This window comes from Pseudomonas sp. Z3-8, assembly GCF_051131975.1.
Lineage (GTDB): Bacteria > Pseudomonadota > Gammaproteobacteria > Pseudomonadales > Pseudomonadaceae > Aquipseudomonas.
In genome coordinates, this window is record NZ_CP071643.1 from 114,051 (window position 1) to 140,303 (window position 26,253).

Genomic DNA, 26,253 nt, shown 5'->3' on the forward strand with positions numbered 1-26,253 from the left:
GCTCATTCAACGTGATGCCGGGACACGTGGCAATGCGCGTTTATGAGCCGTTTTCTGGTAAGCGCGTTCAATAATTTCTCGGGCCTTGGGAGACGCCGCTTCACCCATCAGGTACGCATCGATTTCCTCATAGCTGCATCCATACGCCACTTCATCCAACTTGCCGGGTGCCAGGTCTTCCAGATCGGCGGTCGGTGCCTTGCGCACAAGGTAAGCGGGGGCACCCATCGCGTCGGCCAACAATCGCACCTGGGTTTTGGTCAACCCGGACAGCGGTGCCAAATCGCAGGCACCGTCGCCGAACTTGGTGAAAAATCCCATCACCGCCTCTGCCCCGTGATCGGTGCCAACCACCAGCCCGTTGCTGAGATTGGCAATGGCGTATTGCGCCAGCATCCGTGCCCGGGCTTTGGCATTGCCTTTGGCGAAGTCGATGAGTTCGGCCGAAGGCTGCAAGCCGTCGACGGCGATATGACCCATCAGCCCGTCAACACAAGCACCGATGTTGCTGGTGGTGATCGAGTCCGGCCGGATGAAGTCCAAGGACGCTTGGGCGTCTCGCTCGTCCGCCTGGGCCTTGTACGGCAACCGGACCGCAATAAACCGCGCCGTGTAGTCTTCATTGCGCAGTTGCTCCACTGCCAACTGGCAAAGACGGCCGGCAGTAAGGGAGTCGACGCCGCCACTGATCCCCAGCACCAGGGACTTGCAACCCGACTCACGCAGCACCTGCTTTATAAACTCGACGCGGCGAGCAATCTCGGCGGCTTCGCCGCCCTGTTGCAGTTGACGGTCGATGCCCAGCTCCCGGGCAATGCTCTCTTGCTGAAGCGAAGTCATATCAGGCTCCCATCTGTGGATTGGCCAAGGTGACATTGAACACTTGAGCGGCGTAGCGCAAAAATGAGGCGTCTTCACACACGTTCTTGATCGGATCGTCGGAAAACTTGACGACCGGCTCGCCATGCACCCGCACCAGTTTCATGACGATGCTCAGCGGTTCGACGCCGTCGACGTCACAGGCCAGGCTGGTGCCCATGCCGAAGCCGAATTTCGCCTTGCCACGAACGTGGCGCAGGATCGGCAGGCATTTTTCGAAATTCAGACCATCGGAGAACATCAGGTCCTTGGTGCGCGCATCGACGCCCAGTTCCTGATAACGCCCCAGCACCTTGTCAGCCCAGACGATCGGGTCACCGGAATCCTGCCGCAGACCGTCATAGAGTTTGGCAAAGTACAGATCGAAATCCTTGAGGAAGAAATCCGTACTGATGCAGTCCGTCAGCGCGATACCGAGCCGGCCGCGATACTCGTGCACCCAGTTCTCCAATGCCGCGTTCTGGCTTTCACGCAACCGGCCAAGTTGCTGGTGCACCATCAGCCATTGGTGCGCCATTGTGCCGATCAAGGGGAGATCGAATTCGTATGCCAGGTGAGCGTTACTGGTACCGACAAAGACCCCGGGGAAATCGCTGCGCATGACATTTACTACTTCACGCTGGGCCCTGAATGACAGCCGACGGCGGGTGGAGAAATCCGAGACACGAAACTCGGCAAGTTCTTCACGACTGGCATTTTTCTCCAGCCATTCAAACTTCTGGTACAGCTTGCGAGTAACGTCGGCCAACTCGACTTCCGGGTACTTCTCACGATTGCGCAGCTCGCTGACCATCGCCAATACCGGTTGTTCGAACATGATGCAGTGCAGCATCGGCCCACGGACACGAATGTGCAGTTGGCCGTCGACTTCCGAAACGTGGATGTAGCGCAGGTTGAAGCGAAACAGGCCGAGAAACTGTTCGAAATCCGGTGTCAGGTATTCACGGAAACGCTTGTTGAATAAAAACCGCTGCTCTCCTTCGCGTAGTTGCAACCCGGCGAGCTTCTCCAGTTCGACACGGATGTCTGGAATCAAGTGAGCGAGCCGCTCCTTGGAACGCACGATGAACTGGTATTCCACCTCGACATTCGGGTGCTGGTGCAAGACCGCCTGCATCATGGTGAAGGTGTAGTAGTCGGTGTCCAGAAGACTCTGGATAGTGCCGCTGCTTGAGTCGAATGCGCTGTCCATGGCTCTTCCTTATGCGTTTGCCAAGCGGATGGTTTCTTCGCGAGTGGCGGTAACCGCGACGCCCGCTTGCTCGAGGTCTTGAATGGCTTGGTTGGCCCCCGTTTCACTGATGGCCCGGCAGGCCGGGAGGTGAACGATGACCTTGAAGCCAGCGGCGGCCAGTTGCAGAGCGGTGGTCTTGACGCAGAAATCCAGCGCCAGCCCGCCGACAATTACCTGCTCCACTTTCAACCCTTTCAGGTACTCGATCACGCCAGTGGAGAGCTTGCCGTGCAAGTCGTGGTAGCAAGCGCCATAGGGGTGCAGATCCGGCTCGACGCCCTTCCAGACGAAATAGTCGTAATCGTATGGGGCCGGCAGTTGATCCAGCAGGGCGAAACCTTCGGTGCCGGGAACGCAGTGGCTGACCCAGGTGATGTCGGCGTGCTCGAGCCCGGTCGGCACGAACATTTTCGAATGATCGGAGACCACCCACGGGGCCAGGGGCGAATGGGCATCCTTGCTGCCGATACGAAGGCTGGCCAGGGACGCGATGAAATTCAGCTCACCGGCAATCTCATCTCCGCCCGGCACCGGAAGCTCATCAGGGCACAGCGGCGTAAAGCTCTTTTGCGCATCAACATCGAAGGAAGCTGTTTTCCGGGTCAGGCTGTTCATGCTGGTTCTCTCCTCTTCAATGGCCATGAGAGTACATATGATGTACTTTCATGACAAGCCCTTCTCGAAAGATAATTTTCCACAGGTTTGTTTCCTCGGCCGATTATTTGTTGGAAGCCAATCAGGTTTACATGAAGGATTTTTGCTATAAAGTACATGTCGTGTACTAAAAGAGGATGAGCCATGTTCGAACTAGCCGTCTATGGTGGTGCTTTTAATCCCCCTCATGCCGGTCACGCCCAGGTGATGATCGAGGCCTCGAACCAGGCCAGGCGCGTGTTGGTCGCCCCTAGCTTCCGGCATCCCTACGGCAAACAAATGGTCGACTATGACGTTCGCCTGAACTGGCTGGAATCAGTCGTCGAACACGTCCAGCCCCTGTGCTACGCCGAAGTGCGCGCAAGCCGGGTTGAGCAGGTCGTGGCCCGAGGCGTTGAAGGCGCCATCTACAGCTATACCCTACTCGCCCATCTCGCCGACAGCCTGGCCCTGGACGGCAAGCGGATCGCGTTGGTGGTGGGCGAGGATGTCGCGGATTTGCTGCCGACTTTCTATCGCGGCCAGGAACTGCTTGAGCGTTTTTCCATCCTTCGCGTGAGCGAAAAGATCCACGTGCGCAGCACGGTGGTTCGCGAACGACTCGCCTCGGGCAAGCCGCTGCCCAGCCACTGGATAGCTCCCGGCATGAACCCGTTAAACTATGACCTTTACGCTAACCACGGAAATCGACATGCCCACTAGCACAGCCACCGCGCGCGGTTATCTGCACACCATCGACCTCTGCGTGCTGCGCTTCTGCCGGGAGACCCAGGCGCTGGAGATCCTCCTGAACCGACGGGAAGCCGAACCGTTTGCCGGCCATTGGGCGTTGCCCGGGATCGTGGTCAATGGGGATGTCGAAGATCTCACGCTGAACGACGCGGTGGAGCGCCTGCGCAATTCAAACAAGGTAGGCATGCCGCTGACCTGGATCGAACAGGTCGGCACCGTCGGCGACGCGTTCCGCGACCCACGCTGCTGGTCATCCTCGACGTTCTACCTGGCGATTGCCAACGAGGCGGTCCTGCTCGCCGAGCATCAGGGATTTTTCCCCCTCAAGGATGTCGCTGATGCTTCGATCAAACTTCCTTTCGATCACAACAGCCTGGTCGCGGCGGTCCAGGAACGGTTGTTGTCCAAAGCCCTCTACAGCAGCCTGCCGCTGATGTTTCTGGGCCCGGAATTCAGCGCGCCGGAAGCGGTGGATATTTTCTCCGTGGTGCTCGGTCGTCCGGTGCTCAAGACCAGCATGCGCCAGCGTCTGCTGAAGATGACCGAGGCCGGTTATCTACAGGAAACCGGCCGCAAAAAAAGCGGCGACGGCGGCCGCCCGCAACGCACATTGGAAAATCTCAAACCGGCCAGCGTTTATCTTTTTGACCGGTGTTTCCTGGAGTGACTTGTGCGTCGCCCAGCACAACTTCCTGATCCACGTATCAAGGGCCATGGGAAGTGAAGACCTTGCCGGGGTTCATTAGCCCCGCCGGGTCCAGCGTATGTTTAATGGCCCGCATCAACTCGATCTCCAGCGGGTCCTTGAACTGGGCCGCAGCCTGGGGCTTGGCTTGCCCAAGGCCATGTTCTGCACTGATGCTGCCATTGAACGCACTGGTCATCCGGTAGATAACCTGCATGATCGCTTGCTCTCGGGCCTTGAACGAAGCGTCCTCATCGCTAATCGGCTTGCTGATGTTGTAGTGCAGGTTGCCGTCGCCCATGTGGCCATAGGAAACGATGCGCACGCCGGGAAAGTCCTGTTGCAGGACTTCGTCGGTGCGTTCGATGAATTCCGGTATGCGGCTCACGGGCACGCTGATGTCATGCTTGAGGCTGGGGCCTTCGTGATTCTGCGCCTCGGAAATTCCTTCGCGCAGCGCCCACAACGCGGCGGCTTGCGCCTGGCTGTTGGCCAATACCGCATCGCTGACCCAACCTTGCTCGAAGGCATGGGCCAAGCCGTTTTCGAGCAGCAGCGCCAAAGGCGCATCGGGCACCGTGTCGCGTAATTCAATCAACGCGTACCAGGGATGTTTCGTCTCCAGCGGATCGCTGCAACCCGCCACATGATCCAAGACAAAATCCAGGCTCTGGCGCGACATCATCTCGAAGCCCGTCAGGCGGTCGGCGCACAGGCTGCGGACATGGCCGATCAAATCCACCGCCGCTTGCGGCGAAGGCAGCGCAACCCAGGCTGTCGCCGTGCTGCAGGTTGCCGGAAACAGCTTCAGCACCGCCGCAGTGATGATGCCCAGCGTGCCTTCCGAGCCGATGAACAAATGCTTGAGATCGTAACCGGTGTTGTCCTTGCGCAACCCCCGCAGACCGTTCCAGATTCGTCCGTCCGGCAATACCACCTCAAGCCCGAGCGTCAGCTCACGCATGTTGCCGTAGCGCAGCACCGCCGTGCCGCCAGCGTTCGTCGCCAGATTGCCACCCACCGTGCAACTGCCCTCCGCCCCCAGCGATAGCGGGAACAGGCGGCCCGCCTGGCTGGCGGCCTCCTGGAGGTGCTGCAGGATCACCCCGGCCTCGACCGTGATGGTTTCATTGGCGAGGTCGATTTCACGGATGCGCTTCATCCGGGTCAACGACAACACCACCTGGCTGCCGGAAGCATCCGGAATCGAGCCACCGCACAAACCGGTATTGCCGCCCTGGGGCACCAGCGCCACCCTGGCATCGTGGCAAAGCCGCACCACTGCCGCGACCTCCTCGGTGGTCGCGGGCCTGACCACGAACGCCGCCTGGCCTTGATAGGCGTTACGCCAGTCTGTCAGATAGCTGGCCATGAGCGCCGGATCCCGTACCACGCCCGCAGCGCCCACGACGTGCTCGATGCTCTGGATAAACTCAGGGCTCAACGCCATGACGTGCTCCTCATTGACCTGATCACGGGCGCCGCCCGATCTCGACCTGGTCGGCCGTCCATCCCGCCACGCGTTCGCTCAAGGACAACCCAAGGCCAGGCCGGGTGGGCACCAGCATTCGTCCGTCCCGGGTTTCCATGCGTTCATTGAACAATGGCTCCAGCCATTCGAAATGTTCCACCCAAGGCTCGCGGCTGTACGTGGCGGCCAGATGGATGTGCAGTTCCATGGCAAAGTGCGGTGCGATCATCAGCCCTGCTTGTTCGGCTGCTGCCTGGACTTTCAGGTAAGGCGTGATGCCGCCGACACGCGGCGCATCAGGCATCAGGTAATCGGCAGCGCGCAACTTGATGAACTCCCAGTGCTCGGCAACGCTGGTGAGCATTTCACCGGTGGCGATCGGCGTGTCGAATTGCTGCGCCAGCGCGGCGTGGCCTTCGGCGTCATAGCAATCCAGGGGCTCCTCGATCCAGACCAGGTTGTATTGTTCCAGCTGGCGGCACATGCGCTGGGCGTTGGGTCGGTCCCATTGCTGATTGGCATCGACCATCAAGGGGAAGCTATCCCCCAGGTGTTTGCGGATGGTGCTGACCCGGTGCAGATCCAGCGCCTGGTCAGGCTGGCCGACTTTGAGCTTGATCCCGCCGATACCCTTTTCCCGGGAGATGTCAGTATTGATCATCAATTGATCAAGCGGCGTGTGCAGGAATCCCCCCGACGTGTTGTAGCACTGGACGGAATCGCGATGAGCGCCGAGCAAACGCGCCAGGGAAAGATTGGCCCGCTTGGCCTTCAAGTCCCAGAGGGCGACATCGAATGCACCGATCGCCTGGGTCGCCAGGCCGCTGCGCCCCACCGAGGCACCCGCCCAGCAAAGCTTGTCCCACAATTTGGAAATGTCGCTGGGGTTTTCGCCAATAAGGCCAGGAGCGATTTCCCGCGCATGGGCAAATTGCCCGGGGCCGCCGGCGCGCTTCGAATAGCTGAAACCCAGGCCACGGTGGCCGTCCCTGGTTTCGATTTCAACAAACAGCATGGCGATTTCGGTCATTGGCTTCTGCCGACCGGTCAGTACCTTGGCGTCGCTGATGGGGTTGGCCAATGGCAGGAATACCGAGGCCACGCGCACCCAGGCAATGCGGTCGTCATCGGCGGAAGGCAGTTGAGGCGTGTCTTGCATGGCTATGCTCCGAACGTTTGGGTTCGGCTGCCGCAACACGGCGTCGTGTTACAGCAGCGAATGCAATGGGCTAGCTGCGCATCAATTCAATGGCCGCACTTTTGCGGTTGCGAATGACCGTCACCAGGTGCCAGGAGATGGACGCGGCGGCCAGGATGAGGAAGCCCGCCGAGATGGGATTGGTCAGGAAGCCGCTGAAATTGCCATCGGACAGCATCAGGCCGCGACGCAAGTTGGTTTCAGCCATCGGACCGAGGATGAAACCGATGATGAACGGTGCAATGGGCAAACCGGCCTTGACGAACCCATACCCCAGCAAGCCAAACAGCAACACCGCCCAGACGTCGAAGATCCGGCTGTTCAGGCCAAAGGCACCGACGACGCAAAGCACCAGGATAATCGGCAGCAGAATGTGCTTGGGCACCGCCAACAACTTGATGAACATGCGCAGGCCGTAGAATTCCAGCACCAGCATCAGCACGGAAGCGAGGATCAACGCGGCGAATATCGTATAGACCAAAGGTGCCTGGCTGATGAACAGCAACGGTCCGGGCTGGATGCCGTGGATCATGAAGCCCCCGAGCATCACTGCCGTAGTGGTATCGCCGGGAATGCCGAGCGTCAGCAGAGGAATCATCGCGCCGCCGATGCCGGCGTTGTTTGCCGTCTCGCTGGCGACCACGCCGTCAATCTTGCCTTTGCCGAACTCCTCCGGTGTCTTCGAGCGTTTCTTCGCCACGATGTAGGAGACGATATTCGACGTACCGGCACCGATGCCGGGCAAGATCCCGATACCCAGGCCGATCAACGAAGAACGAGTGGCGTTGGGCAGTTGGCCGACGAATTCCTTCATCGAAAAGCCGAAACCTTTAACGCCTTTCATGCTGACGTGCTGGGGTTTGGCCCGGTGACTCAGGCGCGCGCTTTCAGCGAACTTCAGCACCTCGGAGACCGCAAACATACCGATCATCACGGTGAGCATGGCGAAGCCGCCATTGAGGCTCGGCAGGTCAAAGGTAAAACGACGGATCGCCTCGACCGGGGCGATCCCCACGGTGGAAAAGGCAAAGCCCAAGGCACCGGCAAACAAGCCTTTGACCAGCGAGCCGGTGGACAGCGTGGCAATCAGCGTCAGCGAAAAGATCGCGATGGAAAAGTATTCGTGCGGACCGAAGCTCAGGGCCAGTTCCGCCAGGATCGGAGCGATGAACATCAGCGCGGCGATACTGAAGATCGTGCCGAGAAACGAGAACACCACGCCAATCCCAAGGGCCTTGACGCCATGGCCTTGTTTCATCAGCGGCCAGCCATCGAACGTCGTCGCGATGGAGGCCGGCGTTCCCGGTATGTTGAGCAATATCGCCGATATCAGCCCTCCCGAGGTGGCGCCAACAAACAACGCCACCAACAGCGCCAAGCCAGGGCCGGGGCCCATCGAGTACGTCAGCGGCAAGCACAGCGCGATCGCCATGGTGGCCGAAAGACCAGGCACCGCTCCAAAAACGATCCCCACCGCAACGCCGAGGGTGATCAGGAGAAAGACGTAGGGTGTCAGTACGGCTGCGAAGCCTGTTTGCATGAGCTCAATCATGGCCGTCCCCTAGAAATCCAATAAACCGACAGGCAGGAGCAAGTCGAAGCCATGACGAAAGATGTAAAAAATCAGGACAGCCGAAACGACCGCGATCAGCGTGTAACGCAGGTGCTTGACCTTTTCGTCCGCCGGGGTCAATACGATGAACTGGGCATAGAGATAGAGCGCAGTCGTGATCAGAAAACCCACCGGCTGCATCAGCGCTGTGTAAAGCAGCACCAAGGCCACGGATTTGATGACCGTTGGGTAATCGATCGCCTCGGGCTTTTCCGAGGGTTCGGCACCTTTGTCCGGCAGCTTTCGCCAGGCCCACAACTGCAACGCACCCAACAGGCACAACGCCACGGCGAGCACCCAAGGGACAAACGCGGCATCGACCGTCCCGCGACGCGGCAGGTTCATGGTCAAAACCAGGTAAGCGATGCCGGCGCCGAGCATGGCCAGGCCGGCGATCAGCTCGTTTCTTTTATAGGAATCCATACAGGCTCCTCTTGCTGGGAAGGACTGGTTCTCGGGTGTTGGCCAACGCGGTTCACACCCGAGCCGTTACGCAAAATTATTTCGCTTTACGCATCTCGTCCTTGAACTGCATGAAGCTGTCACGGGTTTTATTCAACGTGGCGACGGCTTCTTCGGGGCCCTGGAAGCTCACCGGCTGCTTGAAGGACTTCTTCAGCTCCTCGGCATATTCAGGCTCTTCGGTGATCTTCTTCATGGTGTCGGCCATTTTCTTGACGATGGCCGGGTCCGTGCCTTTCGGGAAGGCGACGACGTAAGGCTTGTCCAGGACCAGGTCCACGCCTTGCTCCTTGAAGGTCTTGACGTCGCCAAGCAGCGCGTTGCGTTCGGCGTTCGGCTGGCCCAGGGCGGTCATTTTGCCGCTGGAGATGTAATCCTGGACCGAGCCATAGCTGATGGCGCCGAGGTCGATGCGCTTGCCGAGCAAGGCGACGATTTTTTCCGAGACGGTGCCGCTGTCGACCATTTTCAGTTTCACCCCGGCGAGCTTCTCGAACATCAAGCCTTGCAGGTGCGAGAAGTTGCCCATCTCGGTGCCGTAAGTGATGGTGCCGGGCTTGGCCTTGGCTTTTTCAATCAGTTGGTCGAGGCTGTCGATGCCCGAGCTTTTCGCCGAGACGAACACCGCCCCTTTGTCGACGCCAGCGATGCAGGAAATATCGAACGCATCAAAGCGGTCCTCCGACAGCCCCGCGACTTCGTTGACGATCAACTGGCCGGTGTGGGTGAAGAGGATGGTATTGCCATCCGGCGCTGCGCTCTTGACCGCATCGGCGGCGATGGTGCCGCCCCCACCGGCCATGTTGGTGACAACCATGGTCTTGCCGGTGACCTTGGTGAAGTACTTGGCCATCATCCGTGCGTTGAAATCGGTGTCACCACCGGCGTTGGCAATCACCACGACCTGTACCGGACGGCTTGGCCAATCGCTGGCATCGGCAGCCATCGCTGTGCCAGCGGCCAAGCTCAGAAACGAGGCGATCAAAGAGGCGCAGAGTGTTTTCTTCATTATTGTTCTCCGGGTGCTGCCATTCATTGTGGGATTGAGGTTGAGCGAGAAACGGACACGCCCAGCGCTGATGCCTGGCGGGAAGGCAAGACTGCTTGGACGTTGAGATCGGGGAATTCGATTGCACTGGCGAGCGCGAAAAGAGCTTTTCGGGAAGGTAGCTGGCGCACGGCGATAACGCGTGGGACCGAGGGACTACATGTGCGCTGGGCGGCAAATGGAGAAAACATGGCTGCGCCTTTCGTTTTTATTATTTTGACGTCATACGTTGTCGTATGACTGGATATCATCACCTATGCTCCACGTTGTCAACGCAGTTGTTCAGGGGCTTACCGTGAATGCGACGAACAGGGTGGGCGGCCCCGACGTGATCGAATCGCCGTCCTTGTACAAATCCGGACTGAAATTTAGTTGCCCCCAATAAAAAACCCCCTGAAATTCAGGGGGTTGTTTTTTGCGCTTCGGATCAGAGCCGACCGGCCGACTCCGTTACCCGTGCTCCAGCCTTACTCGACCGTGACCGATTTCGCCAGGTTACGCGGCTGGTCCACGTCGGTCCCCTTGAGCACGGCGACGTAGTACGACAGCAGTTGCAGCGGAATCGTGTAAAGGATCGGCGAAAGGATGTCGTGGATGTGCGGCATATGCACCACGTGGGTGCCCTCGCCGTTGGTCATGCCAGCCTTCTCATCGGCGAAGACCACCAACTGGCCGCCACGGGCGCGCACTTCCTGCAGGTTGGACTTGAGCTTTTCCAGCAGCTCGTTGTTCGGCGCCACGGTGACCACCGGCATGTCGTTATCCACAAGCGCCAACGGGCCGTGCTTGAGTTCGCCGGCCGGGTAGGCTTCGGCGTGAATGTAGGAGATTTCCTTGAGCTTCAAGGCCCCTTCCATCGCCACTGGGAATTGCGCACCACGGCCCAGGAACAAGGTGTGGTTCTTCTCGGCGAACAGCTCGGCAATTTTTTCCACCGTGCTGTCCATTGCCAAGGCTTCACCCAAGCGGGCCGGCAGGCGGCGCAGCTCTTCCACCAGCCGGGCCTCGACGCCCTCTTGGAGCGTACCGCGTATCTGCCCCAGGGACAGGGTTAGCAGCAGCAGGCCGACCAGTTGCGTGGTGAACGCTTTGGTCGACGCCACGCCGATCTCGCGACCAGCCTGGGTCAGCAGGGTCAGGTCGGATTCGCGCACCAGCGAGCTGATGCCGACGTTGCAGATCGCCAGGCTGGCAAGAAAGCCCAGTTCCTTGGCGTTACGCAGCGCTGCCAGGGTGTCAGCGGTTTCGCCGGACTGGGAAATAGTCACGAACAGAGTGTCTGGTTGCACGACTACCTTGCGATAGCGGAACTCGCTGGCGACTTCAACCTGGCACGGGATACCCGCCAGCTCTTCGAGCCAGTAACGCGCAACCATGCCGGCGTGATAGCTGGTGCCGCACGCCACGATCTGCACGTTGCGCACCTTGGCGAACAACTCGGCTGCCTGCGGACCAAAGGCCTGGACCAGCACCTGCTCCTGACTCAGGCGGCCTTCAAGGGTGCGCTGGACAACGGCCGGTTGCTCGTGGATTTCCTTGAGCATGTAATGGCGGAACTCGCCCTTGTCGGCGGCTTCGGCGCCGTCGCGGTACTGAACGGTTTCACGCTCGACGTTATTGCCATCAACGTCCCAGATCTGCACGCTGTCGCGGCGAATCTCGGCGATATCGCCTTCTTCCAGATACATGAAGCGGTCAGTCACCTGACGCAGCGCCAACTGGTCGGAAGCCAGGAAATTTTCCCCCAGGCCCAAGCCGATCACCAGCGGGCTGCCACTGCGGGCCGCCACCAGCCGATCCGGTTGTTTCGCGCTGATGACCGCCAGGCCATAGGCGCCATGCAGTTCCTTGACCGTGGCCTTGAGCGCCACGGTCAGGTCAGCCAGGTCCTTGAGCTTGTGGGTGAGTAAATGGGCAATGACTTCGGTGTCGGTGTCCGAAGTAAAGACATAACCAAGCGCCTTCAGCTGTTCGCGCAATGCTTCATAGTTTTCGATGATGCCGTTGTGCACCACGGCCAGGTCGCCGGAGAAGTGCGGATGGGCGTTACGCTCGCACGGCGCACCATGGGTGGCCCAACGGGTATGGGCGATGCCCAGGCGACCGATCAGTGGCTCCGCGTCCAGGGCTCGTTCCAGTTCACTGACCTTGCCCGGACGACGCATGCGCTCAAGCTTTTCATCGTTGGTGAAGACCGCCACGCCGGCACTGTCGTAGCCGCGATATTCAAGACGCTTGAGGCCTTCAAGCAAGATGGCCGTGATGTTGCGCTCAGCAGCGGCGCCGACAATTCCACACATGTTATTTCTCCTGGCTGACAGGTGCGCAGATCAAATTGATGCCGCGGGCCTGAATCTGGTCGCGTGCCTCCACGGGCAGGCGATCATCGGTAATGAGGGTATGGACGCTGCTCCACGGCAGTTCCAGATTGGGGATCTTGCGGCCGATCTTGTCGGCCTCCACCATCACGATCACTTCGCGGGCAACCTCGGCCATCACACGGCTCAGGCCCAACAGTTCGTTGAAGGTGGTGGTACCTCGAACCAGATCGATGCCGTCGGCGCCGATGAACAGCTGGTCAAAGTCATAGGAACGAAGCACCTGCTCGGCGACCTGGCCCTGGAACGACTCGGAATGAGGATCCCAGGTACCACCGGTCATCAGCAGCACGGGCTCATGCTCCAGCTCGCTCAGCGCATTGGCCACATGCAGGGAGTTGGTCATGACCACCAGCCCCGGTTGCTGGCCAAGCTCGGGAATCATTGCCGCCGTGGTGCTGCCGCTGTCAATGATGATGCGCGCATGCTCGCGGATCCGCTTCACGGCGGCCCGGGCGATGGCTTGTTTGTATTTGGAAACGCTTTGCGCACTGTCGGCGACCAGTTCCTGCGGCATCGGCACCGCGCCACCGTAGCGGCGCAATAACAGGCCATTGGTCTCCAATGCGGCGAGATCCTTGCGAATCGTAACTTCCGAGGTTTCGAAGCGCTTGGCCAGCTCATCCACGCTCACCTCGCCCTGCTCCTGGAGCAAAGCGAGAATGTTGTGGCGGCGTTGTGGTGTGTTGCGCTTGGACATGGCTGCTTAAGTTTCGATTCGAAAGATAACGTAAGCAATCAAAACCTATTGAGGCGATGTCGTCAAGACGCAGGAAGAAAAATTCAGAAATCAGCGGAACAGCTGTGGGAGCGAGCCTGCTCGCGAATGCGGTAGGTCAGTCAGACAGCGCTTTCTGATACCGCTTCGCGAGCAGGCTCGCTCCCACAGGAGAGGGTGTGGATAACTTTCAGGGCTTCTTGATCTTTTCCGGACGCTTCCAGCCGTCGATGTTGCGCTGACGTGCACGGGCTACGGCCAGTTGAGACTTATCCACATTCTGATTGATAGTCGAACCTGCAGCCGTGTTCGAACCATCGTCAATCATCACCGGGGCGACCAGTGAGTTGTTGGAACCGATAAAGACGTCCTCGCCGATGGTTGTCCGGTGTTTGTTCACGCCATCGTAGTTGCAGGTGATGGTCCCCGCACCGATGTTGGTACGTGCGCCGATTTCGGCGTCGCCCAAATAGGTCAGGTGCCCGGCCTTGGCACCTTCGCCCATATGAGCGTTTTTAAGTTCCACGAAGTTACCCACATGAGCGCGGGCTTCCAGCACCGTGCCCGGGCGCAGGCGAGCAAACGGGCCGGCGTCGCTACCCTCGCCCATCACCGCGCCTTCGAGATGACTGTTGGCCTTGATTACCACGCCTTTGCGCAGGGTACTGTCCTTGATGACGCAGTTCGGGCCAATGACCACGTCGTCTTCGATGACGACTTTGCCTTCGAGGATGACGTTGATGTCGATGACCACGTCGCGGCCGACGCTGACTTCACCACGGACGTCAAAACGGGCAGGGTCGCGCAGGGTCACGCCTTGGGCCATCAAGCGGCGGGCGGTGCGCAGCTGGTAATGGCGTTCGAGTTCGGCCAGTTGCCGGCGATCGTTGGCGCCCTGCACTTCCATCGCGTCCAAGGGCTGTTCGGTGGCGACCACCAGTCCATCGGCAACGGCCATGGCGATCACGTCGGTGAGGTAGTACTCGCCTTGGGCGTTGTTGTTGGACAAGCGGCTCATCCAGTCCCCCAGGCGCTCGGCGGGAACGGCAAGAATCCCGGTGTTGCCTTCGGTGATGGCGCGCTGGGCTTCATTGGCGTCTTTCTGCTCGACGATGGCAGTCACTTGGCCATCGGCGCTCCGTACGATGCGGCCGTAGCCGGTCGGATCATCCAGCTCGACGGTGAGCAGGCCCAATTGCTGCGGCGCGACGTGCTTGAGCAGGCGTTGCAGCGTATCGACTTCGATCAGCGGCACATCACCGTAGAGAATCAACACCGTATCGGCGGTGATGAATGGCACGGCCTGGGCCACGGCGTGACCTGTACCGAGTTGTTTGTCCTGCAGCACGAAATTCAGATCATCCGCCGCCAGGCGCTCACGTACCGCATCGGCTCCGTGACCGATCACCACATGGATACGCTGTGGATCAAGTTGCCGCGCGCTGTGGATAACATGTCCGAGCATGGAGTTGCCGGCTACCGGGTGCAGCACCTTGGGCAGCGCCGAGCGCATGCGGGTGCCTTGACCGGCCGCGAGAATAACGATTTCGAGAGACATGACTGGCTACCAATCCTGGGTGGTCAGCGGCTGCGACCAGATGATGAGTGTCGGGAAAAGAAAAAAGGGTAGCCGAGGCTACCCTTTTTAATCAATCGCACACGAAGCGGACGGCTTAGCCGCCGAACTTCTTGCGGATCTGCTGGACGGTGCGCAGCTGAGCTGCGGCCTCGGCCAGACGTGCAGCAGCAGAACCGTAATCGAAGTCTGCGCCTTTTTCGTTCAGGGCCTTCTCGGCAGCCTTGACGGCTTCCTGAGCGGAGGCTTCGTCCAGGTCGGCGGCACGTTGCACGGTATCGGCAAGGACCTTGACCATGTTCGGCTGAACCTCGAGGAAACCACCGGAGATGTAATACACCTCTGCTTCCCCGCCCTGCTTGATCAAGCGGATCGGACCTGGTTTCAGGTTAGTGATCAGCGGTGCGTGACCCAGAGCGATACCAAGATCGCCCAGCTCACCATGCGCAACCACCATCTCGACCAGACCGGAGAAGATTTCCCCTTCCGCACTGACGATATCGCAATGGACTGTCATAGCCATCTGATTGCCTCAACCTAAATTAGCGCCCGTTGCCGGGCGCCGGGATTACAGTTTCTTGGCTTTCTCGATCGCTTCTTCGATGCCGCCGACCATGTAGAACGCTTGTTCTGGCAGGTGGTCGTAGTCACCGTTGAGGATGCCTTTGAAGCCAGCAATGGTGTCCTTCAGGGAAACGTATTTACCCGAGGCACCGGTGAAGACTTCAGCCACGAAGAACGGCTGCGACAAGAAGCGTTGGATCTTACGAGCGCGGGATACCAACTGCTTGTCGGTTTCCGACAGCTCGTCCATACCCAGGATCGCAATGATGTCCTTCAGCTCTTTGTAGCGCTGCAGCACGTACTGGACGCCGCGAGCGGTGTCGTAGTGCTCCTGGCCGATCACGTTCGGGTCCAGCTGGCGCGAAGTCGAGTCGAGTGGATCGACCGCTGGGTAGATACCCAGGGAAGCGATGTCACGGGACAGTACGACGGTGGCGTCCAAGTGGGCGAAGGTGGTCGCTGGCGACGGGTCGGTCAAGTCATCCGCAGGTACGTATACCGCTTGGATCGAAGTGATCGAACCTTCCTTGGTCGAAGTGATACGTTCTTGCAGAACGCCCATCTCTTCAGCCAGGGTCGGCTGGTAACCTACTGCCGAAGGCATACGGCCCAGCAGTGCGGATACTTCAGTACCGGCCAGGGTGTAACGGTAGATGTTGTCGACGAACAGCAGAACGTCGTTACCTTCGTCACGGAACTTCTCGGCCATGGTCAGGCCGGTCAAGGCTACGCGCAGACGGTTTCCCGGCGGCTCGTTCATCTGACCGTAGACCAGTGCCACTTTGTCCAGAACGTTGGAATCCTTCATCTCGTGGTAGAAGTCGTTACCCTCACGAGTACGCTCACCCACACCGGCGAACACGGAATAACCGCTGTGCTCGATGGCGATGTTACGGATCAGTTCCATCATGTTTACGGTCTTGCCTACACCGGCACCACCGAACAGACCGACTTTACCGCCCTTGGCGAACGGGCAAACCAGGTCGATAACCTTGATGCCGGTTTCCAGCAGGTCGTTGCCGCCTGCCTGTTCAGCGAAGGATGGCGCAGGACGGTGAATGCCCCAGCGCTCGTCGGTATCGATCGGGCCAGCTTCGTCGATCGGGTTGCCCAGTACGTCCATGATCCGGCCCAGGGTCGCTTTACCGACCGGTACGGAGATGGCAGCGCCAGAGTCGATAACGTCCAGACCGCGCTTCAAGCCTTCGGTGGAACCCATCGCAATGGTACGAACCACGCCGTCGCCCAGCTGCTGCTGAACTTCCAGGGTGGTTTCCGCGCCTTGTACTTTCAGCGCGTTGTAGATGCTCGGTACGCTGTCGCGTGGGAATTCCACGTCGATAACGGCGCCGATGATTTGAACGATACGTCCGCTACTCATAGCTGGATCCTCTGAATATTTGAACCGTTAAACCGCGGCAGCGCCGCCGACGATTTCCGAGATCTCTTGGGTGATCGCAGCCTGACGCGCCTTGTTGTAGATCAGCTGCAAATCGCTGATCAAATCACCGGCGTTGTCGGTAGCGTTTTTCATCGCGATCATCCGCGCCGCTTGTTCAGCTGCGTTGTTCTCGACCACCGCCTGGTACACCTGCGACTCCACGTAGCGGACCATCAAGCCGTCAAGCAGCTCCTTGGCATCGGGTTCGTAGAGGTAGTCCCAGTGGTGCTTGAGTTCCTGTTCCGGGGTCGCCACCAGTGGGATCAATTGCTCCACGGTTGGCTGTTGCGTCATGGTATTGATGAACTTGTTGGATACCACGGACAGGCGGTCAATCCGGCCTTCCAGGTAAGCATCCAGCATCACCTTGACGCTGCCGATCAGGTCATTGATCGACGGCTCTTCACCCAGGTGGCTGATAGCGGCGACGACGTTACCGCCGAAGTTGCGGAAGAATGCCGCACCCTTGCTACCAATCACGCACAGATCGATCTCGACGCCTTGTTCGCGGTTTACCGCCATGTCCTTGACCAGGGCCTTGAACAGGTTGGTGTTCAAGCCACCGCACAGACCACGGTCACTGCTCACCACAACGTAACCGACGCGCTTGACGGCGCGGTCGATCATGAACGGGTGGCGATATTCCGGGTTGGCGTTGGCCAGATGACCAATCACCTGGCGGATGCGCTCCGCGTAAGGACGGCTAGCAGCCATGCGCATTTGTGCCTTGCGCATTTTACTGACCGCCACTTTTTCCATGGCGCTGGTAATCTTTTGCGTGCTTTTGATGCTCGCAATCTTACTGCGAATCTCTTTTGCGCCTGCCATGTAACACCTATCAGGTTAGCAAGCGGGAGCCTTGCGACTCCCGCTGCGGCTTACCAGGTTTGGGTGGCCTTGAACTTCTCGATACCGGCTTTCATGCCAGCGTCGATTTCGTCATTGAAGTCACCCTTCACGTTGATCTTCGCCATCAAATCGGCGTGATCTCGGTTGAAGTAAGCAATCAGCGCTTGTTCAAAGCTGCCGACCTTGGCGATTTCGACGTCAGTCAGGAACCCACGTTCAGCGGCATACAGCGACAACGCCATGTCAGCGATCGACATAGGAGCGTATTGCTTCTGCTTCATCAGCTCGGTAACGCGCTGACCATGCTCAAGTTGCTTACGGGTCGCTTCGTCCAGGTCAGAAGCGAACTGGGCGAATGCTGCCAGTTCACGGTACTGAGCCAGAGCGGTACGGATACCACCGGAGAGCTTCTTGATGATCTTGGTCTGAGCGGCACCACCCACACGGGATACCGAAACACCGGCGTTCACAGCAGGACGGATGCCCGAGTTGAACATGGCCGATTCCAGGAAGATCTGACCGTCGGTGATGGAGATCACGTTGGTCGGAACGAACGCGGAAACGTCGCCAGCCTGGGTTTCGATGATCGGCAGTGCGGTCAGGGAACCGGTCTTGCCAGTCACTGCGCCGTTGGTGAACTTCTCTACGTAGTCTTCCGAGACGCGGGATGCGCGCTCCAACAGACGGGAGTGGAGATAGAACACGTCGCCTGGGTAGGCTTCACGGCCTGGTGGACGGCGCAGCAGCAGGGAAATCTGGCGGTAAGCCACTGCTTGCTTGGACAGATCGTCATAAACGATCAGCGCGTCTTCACCGCGGTCGCGGAAGTACTCGCCCATGGTGCAACCGGAGTACGGAGCCAGGAACTGCAGCGCAGGAGATTCCGAAGCACTGGCCGCCACGATGATCGTGTTGGCCAGGGCGCCGTTTTCTTCCAGCTTGCGAACCACGTTGGCGATGGTCGATTGCTTCTGACCGATGGCGACGTAGACGCAGAAAATGCCGCTGTTCTTCTGGTTGATGATCGCGTCGATCGCCAGAGCGGTCTTACCGATCTGACGGTCACCGATGATCAGCTCACGCTGGCCACGGCCGACAGGGATCATGGCATCGACAGCCTTGTAGCCAGTCTGTACAGGCTGGTCTACCGACTTACGCCAGATCACGCCTGGAGCAACTTTCTCGACCGCATCGGTCTCGGTGTTGTTCAGCGGACCTTTGCCGTCAACAGGGTTACCCAGTGCGTCGACTACGCGGCCCAGCAGTTCCTTACCGACTGGAACCTCGAGGATGCGGCCGGTGCACTTGGCGCTCATGCCTTCAGCCAGCGTCGTGTAAGCGCCCAATACCACGGCACCTACAGAGTCTTGCTCCAGGTTGAGGGCCATACCGTAGACGCCGCCCGGAAACTCGATCATCTCGCCGTACATGACGTCGGCCAGACCGTGAATCCGCACGATGCCGTCAGATACGCTGACGACAGTGCCTTCGTTACGGGCTTGGGAGGTCACATCGAGCTTGTCGATGCGGCCCTTGATAATTTCACTTATTTCGGAAGGATTGAGTTGCTGCATTGCTCTGCTGCCCCTTCAAACTCAAGATTTCAATGCTTCGGCAAGTTTCGCGATTTTGCCGCGAATCGAGCCATCGATAACCAGGTCGCCGGCGCGGATGACAACGCCCCCTATCAGGGATTTGTCTTCCTCGACTTGCAGGCGCACTTCCCGGTTGAGTCGTGCACTGAGAACCTTGGCGAGTTTGTCTTGCTGTTCTTGGTTCAATGCAAAAGCACTGGTCACTTCCACGTCTACCGATTTCTCTTGCTCGGCCTTGTACAGGTCGAAAAGAGCGGCGATCTCCGGCAGAAGCGGGAGACGGTCGTTTTCGGCTACAACGTGGATGAAATTCTGTGCCTTGGCATCGAACTTGTCGCCGCACACGTCAATGAACGTGGCGGCCTTTTCTGCGCTCGTCAGTCGCGGGGCCTTGAGCACACGCTGCATGGTGTCGTCTTGCGACACCGCTGCTGCCAGGCCGAGCATGGCTGACCAATTGGCCAGTTGCTGGTGGGCCTGAGCGTGCTCGAAGGCCGCCTTAGCGTAAGGTCGGGCCAACGTGGTCAGTTCTGCCATGATCGCCCTCGCTTAGATTTCAGCAGCCAGTTTGTTTACCAGCTCTGCGTGCGCGTTTTGATCGATTGTGGCACCCAGGATCTTCGAAGCACCGCCAACGGCCAGGGCACCCACTTGGGCACGCAGCGCGTCTTTGACACTGTTGAGTTCCTGTTCGATCTCGGCTTGAGCCTGAGCCTTCACACGGTCAGCTTCGACGCGAGCCTGTTCACGGGCTTCGTCGACAATCTGCGTACCGCGTTTCTTGGCTTGCTCGATGATTTCAGCTGCCTGAGCTTTCGCTTCGCGCAGTTGCTGACCCACTTTCTCATGGGCCAACTCCAGGTCGCGAGCTGCTCGGCTGGCAGCGTCCAGACCATCAGCGATCTTCTTTTGACGTTCGTGCAATGCCGCAATGACCGGAGGCCATACGAACTTCATGCAGAACAGTACAAAAATCAGGAACGCAACGGACTGGCCAATCAGGGTCGCATTAATGTTCACGCCAACACCTCGCAGTTACGTTGTCCATCACACCAGATTACTCGGAAGATCCGAATAATCAGCCAGCGATCTGACCAACGAACGGGTTCGCAAAGGTGAAGAACAGAGCGATACCAACACCGATCATGGTTACGGCGTCGAGCAGACCGGCAACGATGAACATCTTCACTTGCAGCATTGGAACCATTTCCGGTTGACGCGCAGCGCCTTCCAAGAATTTGCCGCCCAGCAGGCCGAAACCAATTGCGGTACCCAGTGCGCCCAGGCCGATCAACAGTGCAACAGCGATAGCGGTTAGACCAACTACAGTTTCCATCTTTCCTCCCGACTTTTACGTCGTATGGTTTAGGTTTTTTAGATTAAAGCGGTAAAACAAATCGTTTCATCAAGCCCGTTCGGGCCCCTTCCCGTTTGACCGGGAAGGACATCAGACTAGTCGAGACTGGCCTTAATGGTTTTCTTCGTGCGCCATCGACAGGTAGACGATGGTCAGCATCATGAAGATGAACGCCTGCAAGGTGATGATCAGGATGTGGAACACTGCCCACGCCCATTGCAGCACCACGCCCAGGCCGCTGAGCCAGAGCAGGCCGCTGCCGAACATCACAGCGATCAGGATGAACACCAGCTCGCCGGCATACATGTTGCCGAACAGACGCAGGGCCAGAGAAATTGGCTTGGCGATCAGGGTCACGAATTCCAGAAGGAAGTTCACCGGGATCAGCAGTGCCTGAACAAGGATGTTCTTGCTGCCGAACGGGTGCAGGGTCAGTTCGCCGATGAAACCGCCGATGCCCTTGACCTTGATGCTGTAGAAAATGATCAGTGCGAACACCGAGAACGCCATGCCCAGGGTCGCGTTCGGGTCGGTGGTCGACACGGCGCGGAACGGGATATGGGCATCGCCGGAGATCAGGATGGCCAGTTGAGGAATCCAGTCGACCGGTACCAGGTCGATGGCGTTCATCAGGAACACCCAGACGAAGATGGTCAGTGCCAGCGGTGCGATCACCGGGCTACGGCCATGGAAGCTGTCTTTCACGCTGCCATCGACGAATTCGACCAGTACTTCAACGAAGTTCTGCAGTGCACCAGGCTGACCGGAAGTCGCTTTCTTTGCCGCCATGCGGAAAAGAAAAACGAAGATCAGACCCAACGCGACCGACCAGCCGAGGGTATCGACGTGGAAGGCCCAGAAGCCCATTTCTTTAGCTTCTGCTGCGGTGTGAGCAAAGCCCCAGCTGCCATTGGGTAGCTGACCGAAGGTCAGGTTCTGCAAGTGGTGCTGGATATAGCCCGAAGCGGTTGTCTCTGCCATGGTTGCCTCAAACGCCCTAAGGTCTCGAAAGTCTTGTTCTCATTAGCAGGGGTGCGAACCAGCTGACCATCTGGGTCAGCAGGAACACGCCGAATACAGCCAGCGGCGCCAATGGCTTCACACCTGCGAACGTCAGTGCAAACAGCACTGCCGTCAAAATCAGTTTCCCCGCCTCGCCGGCATAAAAAGACCGGACGATGGCTTGGGCTGCTCGGGCGCCGGAAAACCGAAATGCCCTGTGAGCGAAGTAAATATTGGGAAGCAAGGCTATCAGGCCTCCGCAAAGACCCGAGTATCCGGCGACGACTCCTTTCCATTGCCAGAGCGCCAACGCGGCGATCAGTACAACGACGAACTGGGTCAATAACACCGGGAAAACAGCCAGACGATGGAACGGCAAGCGGTTTGGCGTGCGTGTTTCCATCGCTTTTGCTCTCCAATGGTCGGCTGCCGGAATTCAATAACTTGGCATAATTTGTGCCGACAAAATGCGCGCAGAGTATAGGGGCGGTTCTGCCCCTATTCAACCTCAAGGTAGTGATTTCCGACTGCGCGCTACAAGGGCAATTGTTTCAGCGAATGTGCGCAAGAACACCTTGCAGCTCATCGAGGGAGTTATAACCGATCACCAGTTGCCCTTTGCCCTTCTTCCCGTGGCGAATCTGCACCGCAGAGCCCAGGCGCTCGGCCAGGCGCTGCTCCAGGCGAGCGATGTCCGGATCGGGTTTTGGTGCTTCGACAGGGGCGGGTTTGCCGCTCAGCCATTGACGAACCAGTGCCTCGGTTTGGCGCACGGTCAGGCCGCGTGCGACAACATGTCGCGCCCCTTCAACTTGTTGATTTTCCGGCAAACCGAGCAAAGCCCGGGCATGGCCCATCTCCAGGTCGCCGTGGGACAGCATGGTCTTGATGACTTCCGGCAAGGCGATCAAACGCAGCAGGTTGGCCACGGTCACCCGAGACTTGCCCACCGCTTCGGCGACCTGTTGCTGAGTCAGCTGGAACTCCTGCTGCAAGCGCTGCAAGGCCACCGCTTCTTCGATCGGATTGAGGTCCTCGCGCTGGATGTTCTCGATCAGCGCCATGGCGATCGCGGTTTCATCCGGTACGTCGCGGACCATCGCCGGGATGGTTTCCTGGCCGGCTTGCTGGCTCGCGCGCCAGCGGCGTTCGCCGGCGATGATCTCGAACCGCCCATTGGCGATCGGGCGGACCACGATAGGCTGCATCACGCCCTGGGTCTTGATCGACTGGGCCAGTTCTTCCAGCGCTTGCGGGTCCATGTCCCGACGCGGCTGGTATTTGCCACGCTGGATCAGGTCCAGCGGCAGATGCTGCAATTCGCGCTGATCGACCTGGACTGCCTGTTCTTCAAGCGAACTGACAGTCGGACCGCTGAGCAGCGCATCCAGTCCACGTCCGAGACCTCGTTTCTTGACGGCCATGGGGTTTCCTTAAGTTGGCTGGGCTGCAGCGATGCGTGGCTGGCGGCGTTGACGGCGAACCATCTCGCCCGCCAGGGCCAGGTAGGCCAGCGCGCCACGCGATTGTTTGTCATAGGCCAGGGCCGGCATGCCATAGCTCGGCGCTTCGGCCAGGCGGATGTTCCGCGGAATGACCGTGTCGTAGAGCTGCTCGCCGAAATGCTCCTTGAGCTGGGCCGACACGTCGTTCATCAGGCTCAGGCGCGGGTCGTACATCGTGCGCAACAGGCCTTCGACTTTCAGCTCTGGATTCAGCAGTTCAGCGATGCGCTTGATGTTATCCACAAGGTCGCTCAACCCCTCGAGGGCGAAGTATTCACACTGCATGGGGATAATCACCCCATCGGCGGCAACCAACGCATTGAGGGTCAGCATCGACAGTGACGGTGGGCAGTCGATCAGGATGTAGTCGTAATTTTCACGAACCGGCGCCAACGCGCTGCGAAGGCGGCTCTCCTTCATCTGCATTTCCAGCAGCACCACTTCTGCCGCCGTCAGGTCACGGTTGGCCGGCAGCAGCTGGTAACCGCCATGCTCGGAGAAATGCATGGCCTGGCCCAGGTCGCACTCACCGATGAGTACATCGTAGATGGAGTTTTCCAGGCCATGTTTATCCACACCGCTGCCCATGGTGGCGTTGCCCTGTGGATCGAGATCGATCAACAGCACCCGGCGCTTGGTCGCGACCAGGGATGCTGCGAGGTTGATGCAGGTGGTGGTCTTACCCACACCACCTTTCTGGTTCGCTATCGCGAATACCTTAGCCATTCTTGCTTGTGTTCCCAATCATGCCGTGCGGCGCAGTATCAGCAGATGGCGTTGGCCTTGGCAACCGGGTACGGCCAAGGCGTGTTCGCTATCGAGGTGGAAGTCTGCCGGCAATGCTACCAGCTCATCGGCCGGATGAACGCCCTTCATTGCCAGCCAGCGTGTATCGGCGTCGCCCAGATGGCGCGTCCAGTTGCTGAAGTTCTCCATACTGCTGAAGGCCCGGGAGATGATTCCGTTGAACGGCTCTGCAGGCTGGAACGCTTCGACGCGGCTGTGGATAACTTGCAGGTTATCCAGTTTCAGTTCGAGTTTGACCTGGGTCAGGAAGCGGGTTTTCTTGCCGTTGCTGTCCAGACAGGTCACTTGCGAACCGGGAAACAGGATCGCCAGCGGAATACCAGGCATACCACCGCCGCTACCGACGTCGAGCCAGCGACCGTCTTCGATGAAAGACATCACGCTGAGACTGTCGAGTAAGTGTCGCGAGACCATTTCATCCGGATCGCGCACGGCGGTCAGGTTGTAGGCCTTGTTCCATTTGATCAGCAACGCCAGGTAACCCAGCAACTGCACGTGCTGGGCTTCGGTGAGGCTGACGCCGAGCTGACGGGCACCTGTGGATAATTCTTCAGCGTGTTGCGAGGTGACCATCGAACTCAAGCGCTTTGCTCCAACTGGCGGCCCGCGCCGCGTTTTTTCAAATGAATCATCAACAGCGAAATCGCCGCCGGGGTCACGCCGGGGATGCGCGACGCCTGGCCGAGGGTCTCGGGACGCGTTGCACCAAGCTTGCTCTGGATTTCTTTCGACAGACCCGAAATGTTCGTGTAGTCGATATCCACAGGCAGCCTGGTGTCTTCACTGGCGCGCAGACGGGCAATTTCGTCCTGTTGACGATCGATATAGCCGGCGTATTTGGTCTTGATCTCGACCTGTTCGGCCACTTGCGGATCTTCAGCGCCCTGGCCAGTGACCTCCACCAGCCCGACGTAATCGATTTCCGGCCGGCTCAACAGGTTGAGCAGATTGTATTCGTGCGTCAGCGGAGTGCCGAATTTCGCCGCGATGGCATCGCCCTGCTCCGTACCGGGACGAACCCAGGTGCTCTTCAGGCGCTGCTCTTCCAGCTCGATACTCTCGCGTTTCTTGCAGAACGCAGCCCAACGCACGTCATCCACCAGCCCCAGCTCGCGACCTTTCTCGGTCAGGCGCAGGTCGGCGTTGTCCTCACGCAGGATCAGGCGATATTCGGCGCGGGACGTGAACATCCGATACGGTTCCTGGGTACCCAGCGTAATCAGGTCGTCCACCAGCACACCGATATACGCCTCATCGCGACGCGGGCACCAGCTGTCTTTGCCCTGGGCGCGCAATGCCGCGTTGGCTCCGGCCAACAATCCTTGGGCACCCGCCTCTTCGTAACCGGTGGTGCCGTTGATCTGCCCGGCGAAGAACAGACCGCCGATAACCTTGGTTTCCAGGCTGTACTTCAGATCGCGCGGATCGAAGTAGTCGTACTCGATCGCATAACCCGGACGCACGATGTGAGCGTTCTCCATGCCACGGATCGACTGGACGATCTGCAACTGCACATCGAACGGCAGCGAGGTGGAGATCCCGTTCGGATACAGCTCATGGGTCGTCAGGCCTTCGGGCTCGATGAAGACCTGATGGCTTTCCTTGTCGGCAAAGCGATGGATCTTGTCTTCGATCGACGGGCAATAGCGCGGGCCGACACCTTCGATTTCACCGGCAGCGGAATACATCGGCGAACGATCGAGGTTCGCTGCAATAATTTCGTGGGTGCGGGCATTGGTATGGGTGATCCAGCAACTGACTTGCCGTGGATGCTGTTCCTTGCTGCCCATGAACGACATCACCGGGATCGGCGTATCGCCAGGCTGCTCGGTCATGACCGAGAAGTCCACGGACTTGCCGTCGATACGCGGTGGCGTACCGGTTTTCAGCCGACCAACGCGCAGCGGCAATTCACGCAGGCGCTGAGCCAGGGCAATTGAGGGCGGATCACCAGCGCGACCGCCGGAAAAGTTCTGCAAACCGATGTGGATAAGTCCGCCGAGGAAGGTCCCGGTGGTCAGTACGACGGAATCGGCGAAGAACCGCAGGCCCATTTGCGTGACGACACCGCGTACCTGGTCCTGCTCGACGATCAGATCGTCAGCCGCTTGCTGAAATATCCACAGGTTCGGCTGGTTTTCCAGGATTTCGCGGACAGCAGCCTTGTACAGGATTCGGTCTGCCTGGGCGCGAGTGGCACGCACCGCTGGACCTTTGCGGCTGTTCAACACGCGAAACTGGATACCACCTTTGTCAGTGGCCATGGCCATCGCGCCGCCGAGGGCATCGATTTCCTTGACCAGGTGGCTTTTGCCGATGCCACCAATGGCCGGGTTGCAGCTCATGGCGCCGAGGGTTTCCACGTTATGCGTCAGCAACAGGGTTTTTGCCCCCATGCGTGCTGATGCAAGTGCTGCCTCGGTACCGGCATGACCGCCGCCGATGACGATCACTTCAAAACGGGAAGGGAAATCCACCACGCACCT

26 protein-coding genes are annotated in these 26,253 nt (G+C 59.0%); 2 read left to right on the top strand and 24 right to left on the bottom strand.

Going from position 1 to position 26,253, the window contains the following annotated elements; genetic code table 11:
* Positions 1-6: 6 nt before the first annotated feature.
* Genes nadE through J3P94_RS00515 form a run of 3 tightly spaced genes read right to left on the bottom strand, consistent with a single transcriptional unit; the run spans position 7 to position 2,728 of the window.
* Positions 7-840, bottom strand: coding sequence for an ammonia-dependent NAD(+) synthetase (gene nadE / locus J3P94_RS00505; RefSeq protein ID WP_434570674.1), 834 nt, complete (start codon positions 838-840; stop codon positions 7-9).
* Position 841: 1 nt separating this feature from the next.
* Positions 842-2,071 (bottom strand): nicotinate phosphoribosyltransferase, encoded by a 1,230-nt coding sequence (gene pncB, locus J3P94_RS00510; RefSeq protein WP_434570676.1) that lies wholly within the window; start codon positions 2,069-2,071, stop codon positions 842-844.
* 9 nt (positions 2,072-2,080) lie between these two features.
* A complete protein-coding gene (locus J3P94_RS00515; RefSeq protein WP_434574322.1) occupies positions 2,081-2,728 on the bottom strand; it encodes a nicotinamidase in 648 nt (215 codons plus the stop codon).
* 183 nt (positions 2,729-2,911) lie between these two features.
* Between J3P94_RS00515 and J3P94_RS00520 the strand changes: the two genes are divergently transcribed.
* Together J3P94_RS00520 and J3P94_RS00525 are read left to right on the top strand one after the other, a co-directional pair.
* Positions 2,912-3,469: an adenylyltransferase/cytidyltransferase family protein gene (locus J3P94_RS00520; protein ID WP_434570678.1), complete on the top strand. Its 558-nt coding sequence runs from the start codon at positions 2,912-2,914 to the stop codon at positions 3,467-3,469.
* Entirely contained in the window at positions 3,459-4,166 is a 708-nt protein-coding gene (locus tag J3P94_RS00525) for an NUDIX hydrolase (protein ID WP_434570680.1), read from the top strand. Before J3P94_RS00520 ends, J3P94_RS00525 begins: the two co-directional genes overlap by 11 nt.
* A gap of 37 nt (positions 4,167-4,203) precedes the next feature.
* On the opposite strand, the gene J3P94_RS00530 is transcribed toward J3P94_RS00525, so the two are convergent.
* The 21 genes from J3P94_RS00530 to mnmG all read right to left on the bottom strand — a co-directional run bounded on the left by J3P94_RS00530 (position 4,204) and on the right by mnmG (position 26,244).
* Positions 4,204-5,634 carry an FAD-binding oxidoreductase gene (locus J3P94_RS00530; RefSeq protein WP_434570682.1) on the bottom strand — a complete coding sequence of 477 codons (1,431 nt, stop codon included), beginning with the start codon at positions 5,632-5,634 and terminating at the stop codon, positions 4,204-4,206.
* A gap of 22 nt (positions 5,635-5,656) precedes the next feature.
* The gene (locus J3P94_RS00535; protein ID WP_434570684.1) at positions 5,657-6,814 is read right to left on the bottom strand and encodes an L-talarate/galactarate dehydratase; all 1,158 of its coding nucleotides are present in this window, start codon (positions 6,812-6,814) and stop codon (positions 5,657-5,659) included.
* Between the two features lie 70 nt (positions 6,815-6,884).
* Positions 6,885-8,405: a tripartite tricarboxylate transporter permease gene (locus J3P94_RS00540; RefSeq protein WP_434570685.1), complete on the bottom strand. Its 1,521-nt coding sequence runs from the start codon at positions 8,403-8,405 to the stop codon at positions 6,885-6,887.
* A gap of 9 nt (positions 8,406-8,414) precedes the next feature.
* Complete coding sequence (locus tag J3P94_RS00545) at positions 8,415-8,888, bottom strand: tripartite tricarboxylate transporter TctB family protein (protein ID WP_434570687.1); 474 nt, start codon at positions 8,886-8,888, stop codon at positions 8,415-8,417.
* Positions 8,889-8,964: 76 nt separating this feature from the next.
* Positions 8,965-9,936, bottom strand: coding sequence for a tripartite tricarboxylate transporter substrate binding protein (locus J3P94_RS00550; RefSeq protein WP_434570689.1), 972 nt, complete (start codon positions 9,934-9,936; stop codon positions 8,965-8,967).
* 506 nt (positions 9,937-10,442) lie between these two features.
* Positions 10,443-12,275 (bottom strand): glutamine--fructose-6-phosphate transaminase (isomerizing), encoded by a 1,833-nt coding sequence (gene glmS, locus J3P94_RS00555; protein WP_434570691.1) that lies wholly within the window; start codon positions 12,273-12,275, stop codon positions 10,443-10,445.
* Between the two features lies 1 nt (position 12,276).
* On the bottom strand, positions 12,277-13,053 hold the full coding sequence (locus J3P94_RS00560) for a DeoR/GlpR family DNA-binding transcription regulator (protein WP_434570693.1): 777 nt from the start codon (positions 13,051-13,053) through the stop codon (positions 12,277-12,279).
* 208 nt (positions 13,054-13,261) lie between these two features.
* Positions 13,262-14,629, bottom strand: a complete 1,368-nt coding sequence (gene glmU / locus J3P94_RS00565; RefSeq protein ID WP_434570695.1) for a bifunctional UDP-N-acetylglucosamine diphosphorylase/glucosamine-1-phosphate N-acetyltransferase GlmU — start codon at positions 14,627-14,629, stop codon at positions 13,262-13,264.
* Positions 14,630-14,744: 115 nt separating this feature from the next.
* The gene (locus J3P94_RS00570) at positions 14,745-15,170 is read right to left on the bottom strand and encodes a F0F1 ATP synthase subunit epsilon (protein ID WP_186611301.1); all 426 of its coding nucleotides are present in this window, start codon (positions 15,168-15,170) and stop codon (positions 14,745-14,747) included.
* 45 nt (positions 15,171-15,215) lie between these two features.
* Positions 15,216-16,592, bottom strand: coding sequence for a F0F1 ATP synthase subunit beta (atpD, locus tag J3P94_RS00575; protein ID WP_186611300.1), 1,377 nt, complete (start codon positions 16,590-16,592; stop codon positions 15,216-15,218).
* Between the two features lie 27 nt (positions 16,593-16,619).
* Positions 16,620-17,480 (bottom strand): F0F1 ATP synthase subunit gamma, encoded by an 861-nt coding sequence (atpG, locus tag J3P94_RS00580; RefSeq protein WP_186611299.1) that lies wholly within the window; start codon positions 17,478-17,480, stop codon positions 16,620-16,622.
* Positions 17,481-17,530: 50 nt separating this feature from the next.
* Positions 17,531-19,075, bottom strand: coding sequence for a F0F1 ATP synthase subunit alpha (atpA, locus tag J3P94_RS00585; protein WP_434570698.1), 1,545 nt, complete (start codon positions 19,073-19,075; stop codon positions 17,531-17,533).
* 21 nt (positions 19,076-19,096) lie between these two features.
* On the bottom strand, positions 19,097-19,633 hold the full coding sequence (locus J3P94_RS00590) for a F0F1 ATP synthase subunit delta (protein ID WP_003187192.1): 537 nt from the start codon (positions 19,631-19,633) through the stop codon (positions 19,097-19,099).
* Positions 19,634-19,645: 12 nt separating this feature from the next.
* Positions 19,646-20,116 (bottom strand): F0F1 ATP synthase subunit B, encoded by a 471-nt coding sequence (locus J3P94_RS00595; protein ID WP_047230097.1) that lies wholly within the window; start codon positions 20,114-20,116, stop codon positions 19,646-19,648.
* A 58-nt stretch (positions 20,117-20,174) separates the two neighbouring features.
* Positions 20,175-20,432 carry a F0F1 ATP synthase subunit C gene (gene atpE, locus J3P94_RS00600; RefSeq protein WP_003097235.1) on the bottom strand — a complete coding sequence of 86 codons (258 nt, stop codon included), beginning with the start codon at positions 20,430-20,432 and terminating at the stop codon, positions 20,175-20,177.
* A 132-nt stretch (positions 20,433-20,564) separates the two neighbouring features.
* Positions 20,565-21,434: a F0F1 ATP synthase subunit A gene (gene atpB / locus J3P94_RS00605; RefSeq protein WP_305497744.1), complete on the bottom strand. Its 870-nt coding sequence runs from the start codon at positions 21,432-21,434 to the stop codon at positions 20,565-20,567.
* Positions 21,435-21,450: 16 nt separating this feature from the next.
* Entirely contained in the window at positions 21,451-21,858 is a 408-nt protein-coding gene (locus tag J3P94_RS00610; RefSeq protein ID WP_305497745.1) for a F0F1 ATP synthase subunit I, read from the bottom strand.
* A 148-nt stretch (positions 21,859-22,006) separates the two neighbouring features.
* Positions 22,007-22,879, bottom strand: a complete 873-nt coding sequence (locus J3P94_RS00615; RefSeq protein WP_305497746.1) for a ParB/RepB/Spo0J family partition protein — start codon at positions 22,877-22,879, stop codon at positions 22,007-22,009.
* Positions 22,880-22,888: 9 nt separating this feature from the next.
* On the bottom strand, positions 22,889-23,686 hold the full coding sequence (locus tag J3P94_RS00620) for a ParA family protein (RefSeq protein ID WP_030139029.1): 798 nt from the start codon (positions 23,684-23,686) through the stop codon (positions 22,889-22,891).
* Positions 23,687-23,704: 18 nt separating this feature from the next.
* On the bottom strand, positions 23,705-24,340 hold the full coding sequence (rsmG, locus tag J3P94_RS00625; protein WP_434574323.1) for a 16S rRNA (guanine(527)-N(7))-methyltransferase RsmG: 636 nt from the start codon (positions 24,338-24,340) through the stop codon (positions 23,705-23,707).
* Positions 24,341-24,345: 5 nt separating this feature from the next.
* Positions 24,346-26,244, bottom strand: a complete 1,899-nt coding sequence (gene mnmG / locus J3P94_RS00630) for a tRNA uridine-5-carboxymethylaminomethyl(34) synthesis enzyme MnmG (RefSeq protein WP_434570701.1) — start codon at positions 26,242-26,244, stop codon at positions 24,346-24,348.
* Between the last annotated feature and the right edge of the window lie 9 nt (positions 26,245-26,253).

Coding starts and splice junctions, on each gene's coding strand:
- J3P94_RS00570 (WP_186611301.1), bottom strand. CDS start 15,170: ATGGCTATGACAGTCCATTGCGATATCGTCAGTGCGGAAGGGGAAATC.
- J3P94_RS00615 (WP_305497746.1), bottom strand. CDS start 22,879: ATGGCCGTCAAGAAACGAGGTCTCGGACGTGGACTGGATGCGCTGCTC.
- atpA (WP_434570698.1), bottom strand. CDS start 19,075: ATGCAGCAACTCAATCCTTCCGAAATAAGTGAAATTATCAAGGGCCGC.
- J3P94_RS00520 (WP_434570678.1), top strand. CDS start 2,912: ATGTTCGAACTAGCCGTCTATGGTGGTGCTTTTAATCCCCCTCATGCC.
- J3P94_RS00545 (WP_434570687.1), bottom strand. CDS start 8,888: ATGGATTCCTATAAAAGAAACGAGCTGATCGCCGGCCTGGCCATGCTC.
- pncB (WP_434570676.1), bottom strand. CDS start 2,071: ATGGACAGCGCATTCGACTCAAGCAGCGGCACTATCCAGAGTCTTCTG.
- J3P94_RS00560 (WP_434570693.1), bottom strand. CDS start 13,053: ATGTCCAAGCGCAACACACCACAACGCCGCCACAACATTCTCGCTTTG.
- J3P94_RS00620 (WP_030139029.1), bottom strand. CDS start 23,686: ATGGCTAAGGTATTCGCGATAGCGAACCAGAAAGGTGGTGTGGGTAAG.
- glmU (WP_434570695.1), bottom strand. CDS start 14,629: ATGTCTCTCGAAATCGTTATTCTCGCGGCCGGTCAAGGCACCCGCATG.
- J3P94_RS00550 (WP_434570689.1), bottom strand. CDS start 9,936: ATGAAGAAAACACTCTGCGCCTCTTTGATCGCCTCGTTTCTGAGCTTG.
- atpE (WP_003097235.1), bottom strand. CDS start 20,432: ATGGAAACTGTAGTTGGTCTAACCGCTATCGCTGTTGCACTGTTGATC.
- rsmG (WP_434574323.1), bottom strand. CDS start 24,340: ATGGTCACCTCGCAACACGCTGAAGAATTATCCACAGGTGCCCGTCAG.
- J3P94_RS00515 (WP_434574322.1), bottom strand. CDS start 2,728: ATGAACAGCCTGACCCGGAAAACAGCTTCCTTCGATGTTGATGCGCAA.
- atpG (WP_186611299.1), bottom strand. CDS start 17,480: ATGGCAGGCGCAAAAGAGATTCGCAGTAAGATTGCGAGCATCAAAAGC.
- atpD (WP_186611300.1), bottom strand. CDS start 16,592: ATGAGTAGCGGACGTATCGTTCAAATCATCGGCGCCGTTATCGACGTG.
- nadE (WP_434570674.1), bottom strand. CDS start 840: ATGACTTCGCTTCAGCAAGAGAGCATTGCCCGGGAGCTGGGCATCGAC.
- glmS (WP_434570691.1), bottom strand. CDS start 12,275: ATGTGTGGAATTGTCGGCGCCGCTGCTGAGCGCAACATCACGGCCATC.
- J3P94_RS00525 (WP_434570680.1), top strand. CDS start 3,459: ATGCCCACTAGCACAGCCACCGCGCGCGGTTATCTGCACACCATCGAC.
- J3P94_RS00540 (WP_434570685.1), bottom strand. CDS start 8,405: ATGATTGAGCTCATGCAAACAGGCTTCGCAGCCGTACTGACACCCTAC.
- J3P94_RS00610 (WP_305497745.1), bottom strand. CDS start 21,858: ATGGAAACACGCACGCCAAACCGCTTGCCGTTCCATCGTCTGGCTGTT.
- J3P94_RS00535 (WP_434570684.1), bottom strand. CDS start 6,814: ATGCAAGACACGCCTCAACTGCCTTCCGCCGATGACGACCGCATTGCC.
- J3P94_RS00590 (WP_003187192.1), bottom strand. CDS start 19,633: ATGGCAGAACTGACCACGTTGGCCCGACCTTACGCTAAGGCGGCCTTC.
- J3P94_RS00530 (WP_434570682.1), bottom strand. CDS start 5,634: ATGGCGTTGAGCCCTGAGTTTATCCAGAGCATCGAGCACGTCGTGGGC.
- atpB (WP_305497744.1), bottom strand. CDS start 21,434: ATGGCAGAGACAACCGCTTCGGGCTATATCCAGCACCACTTGCAGAAC.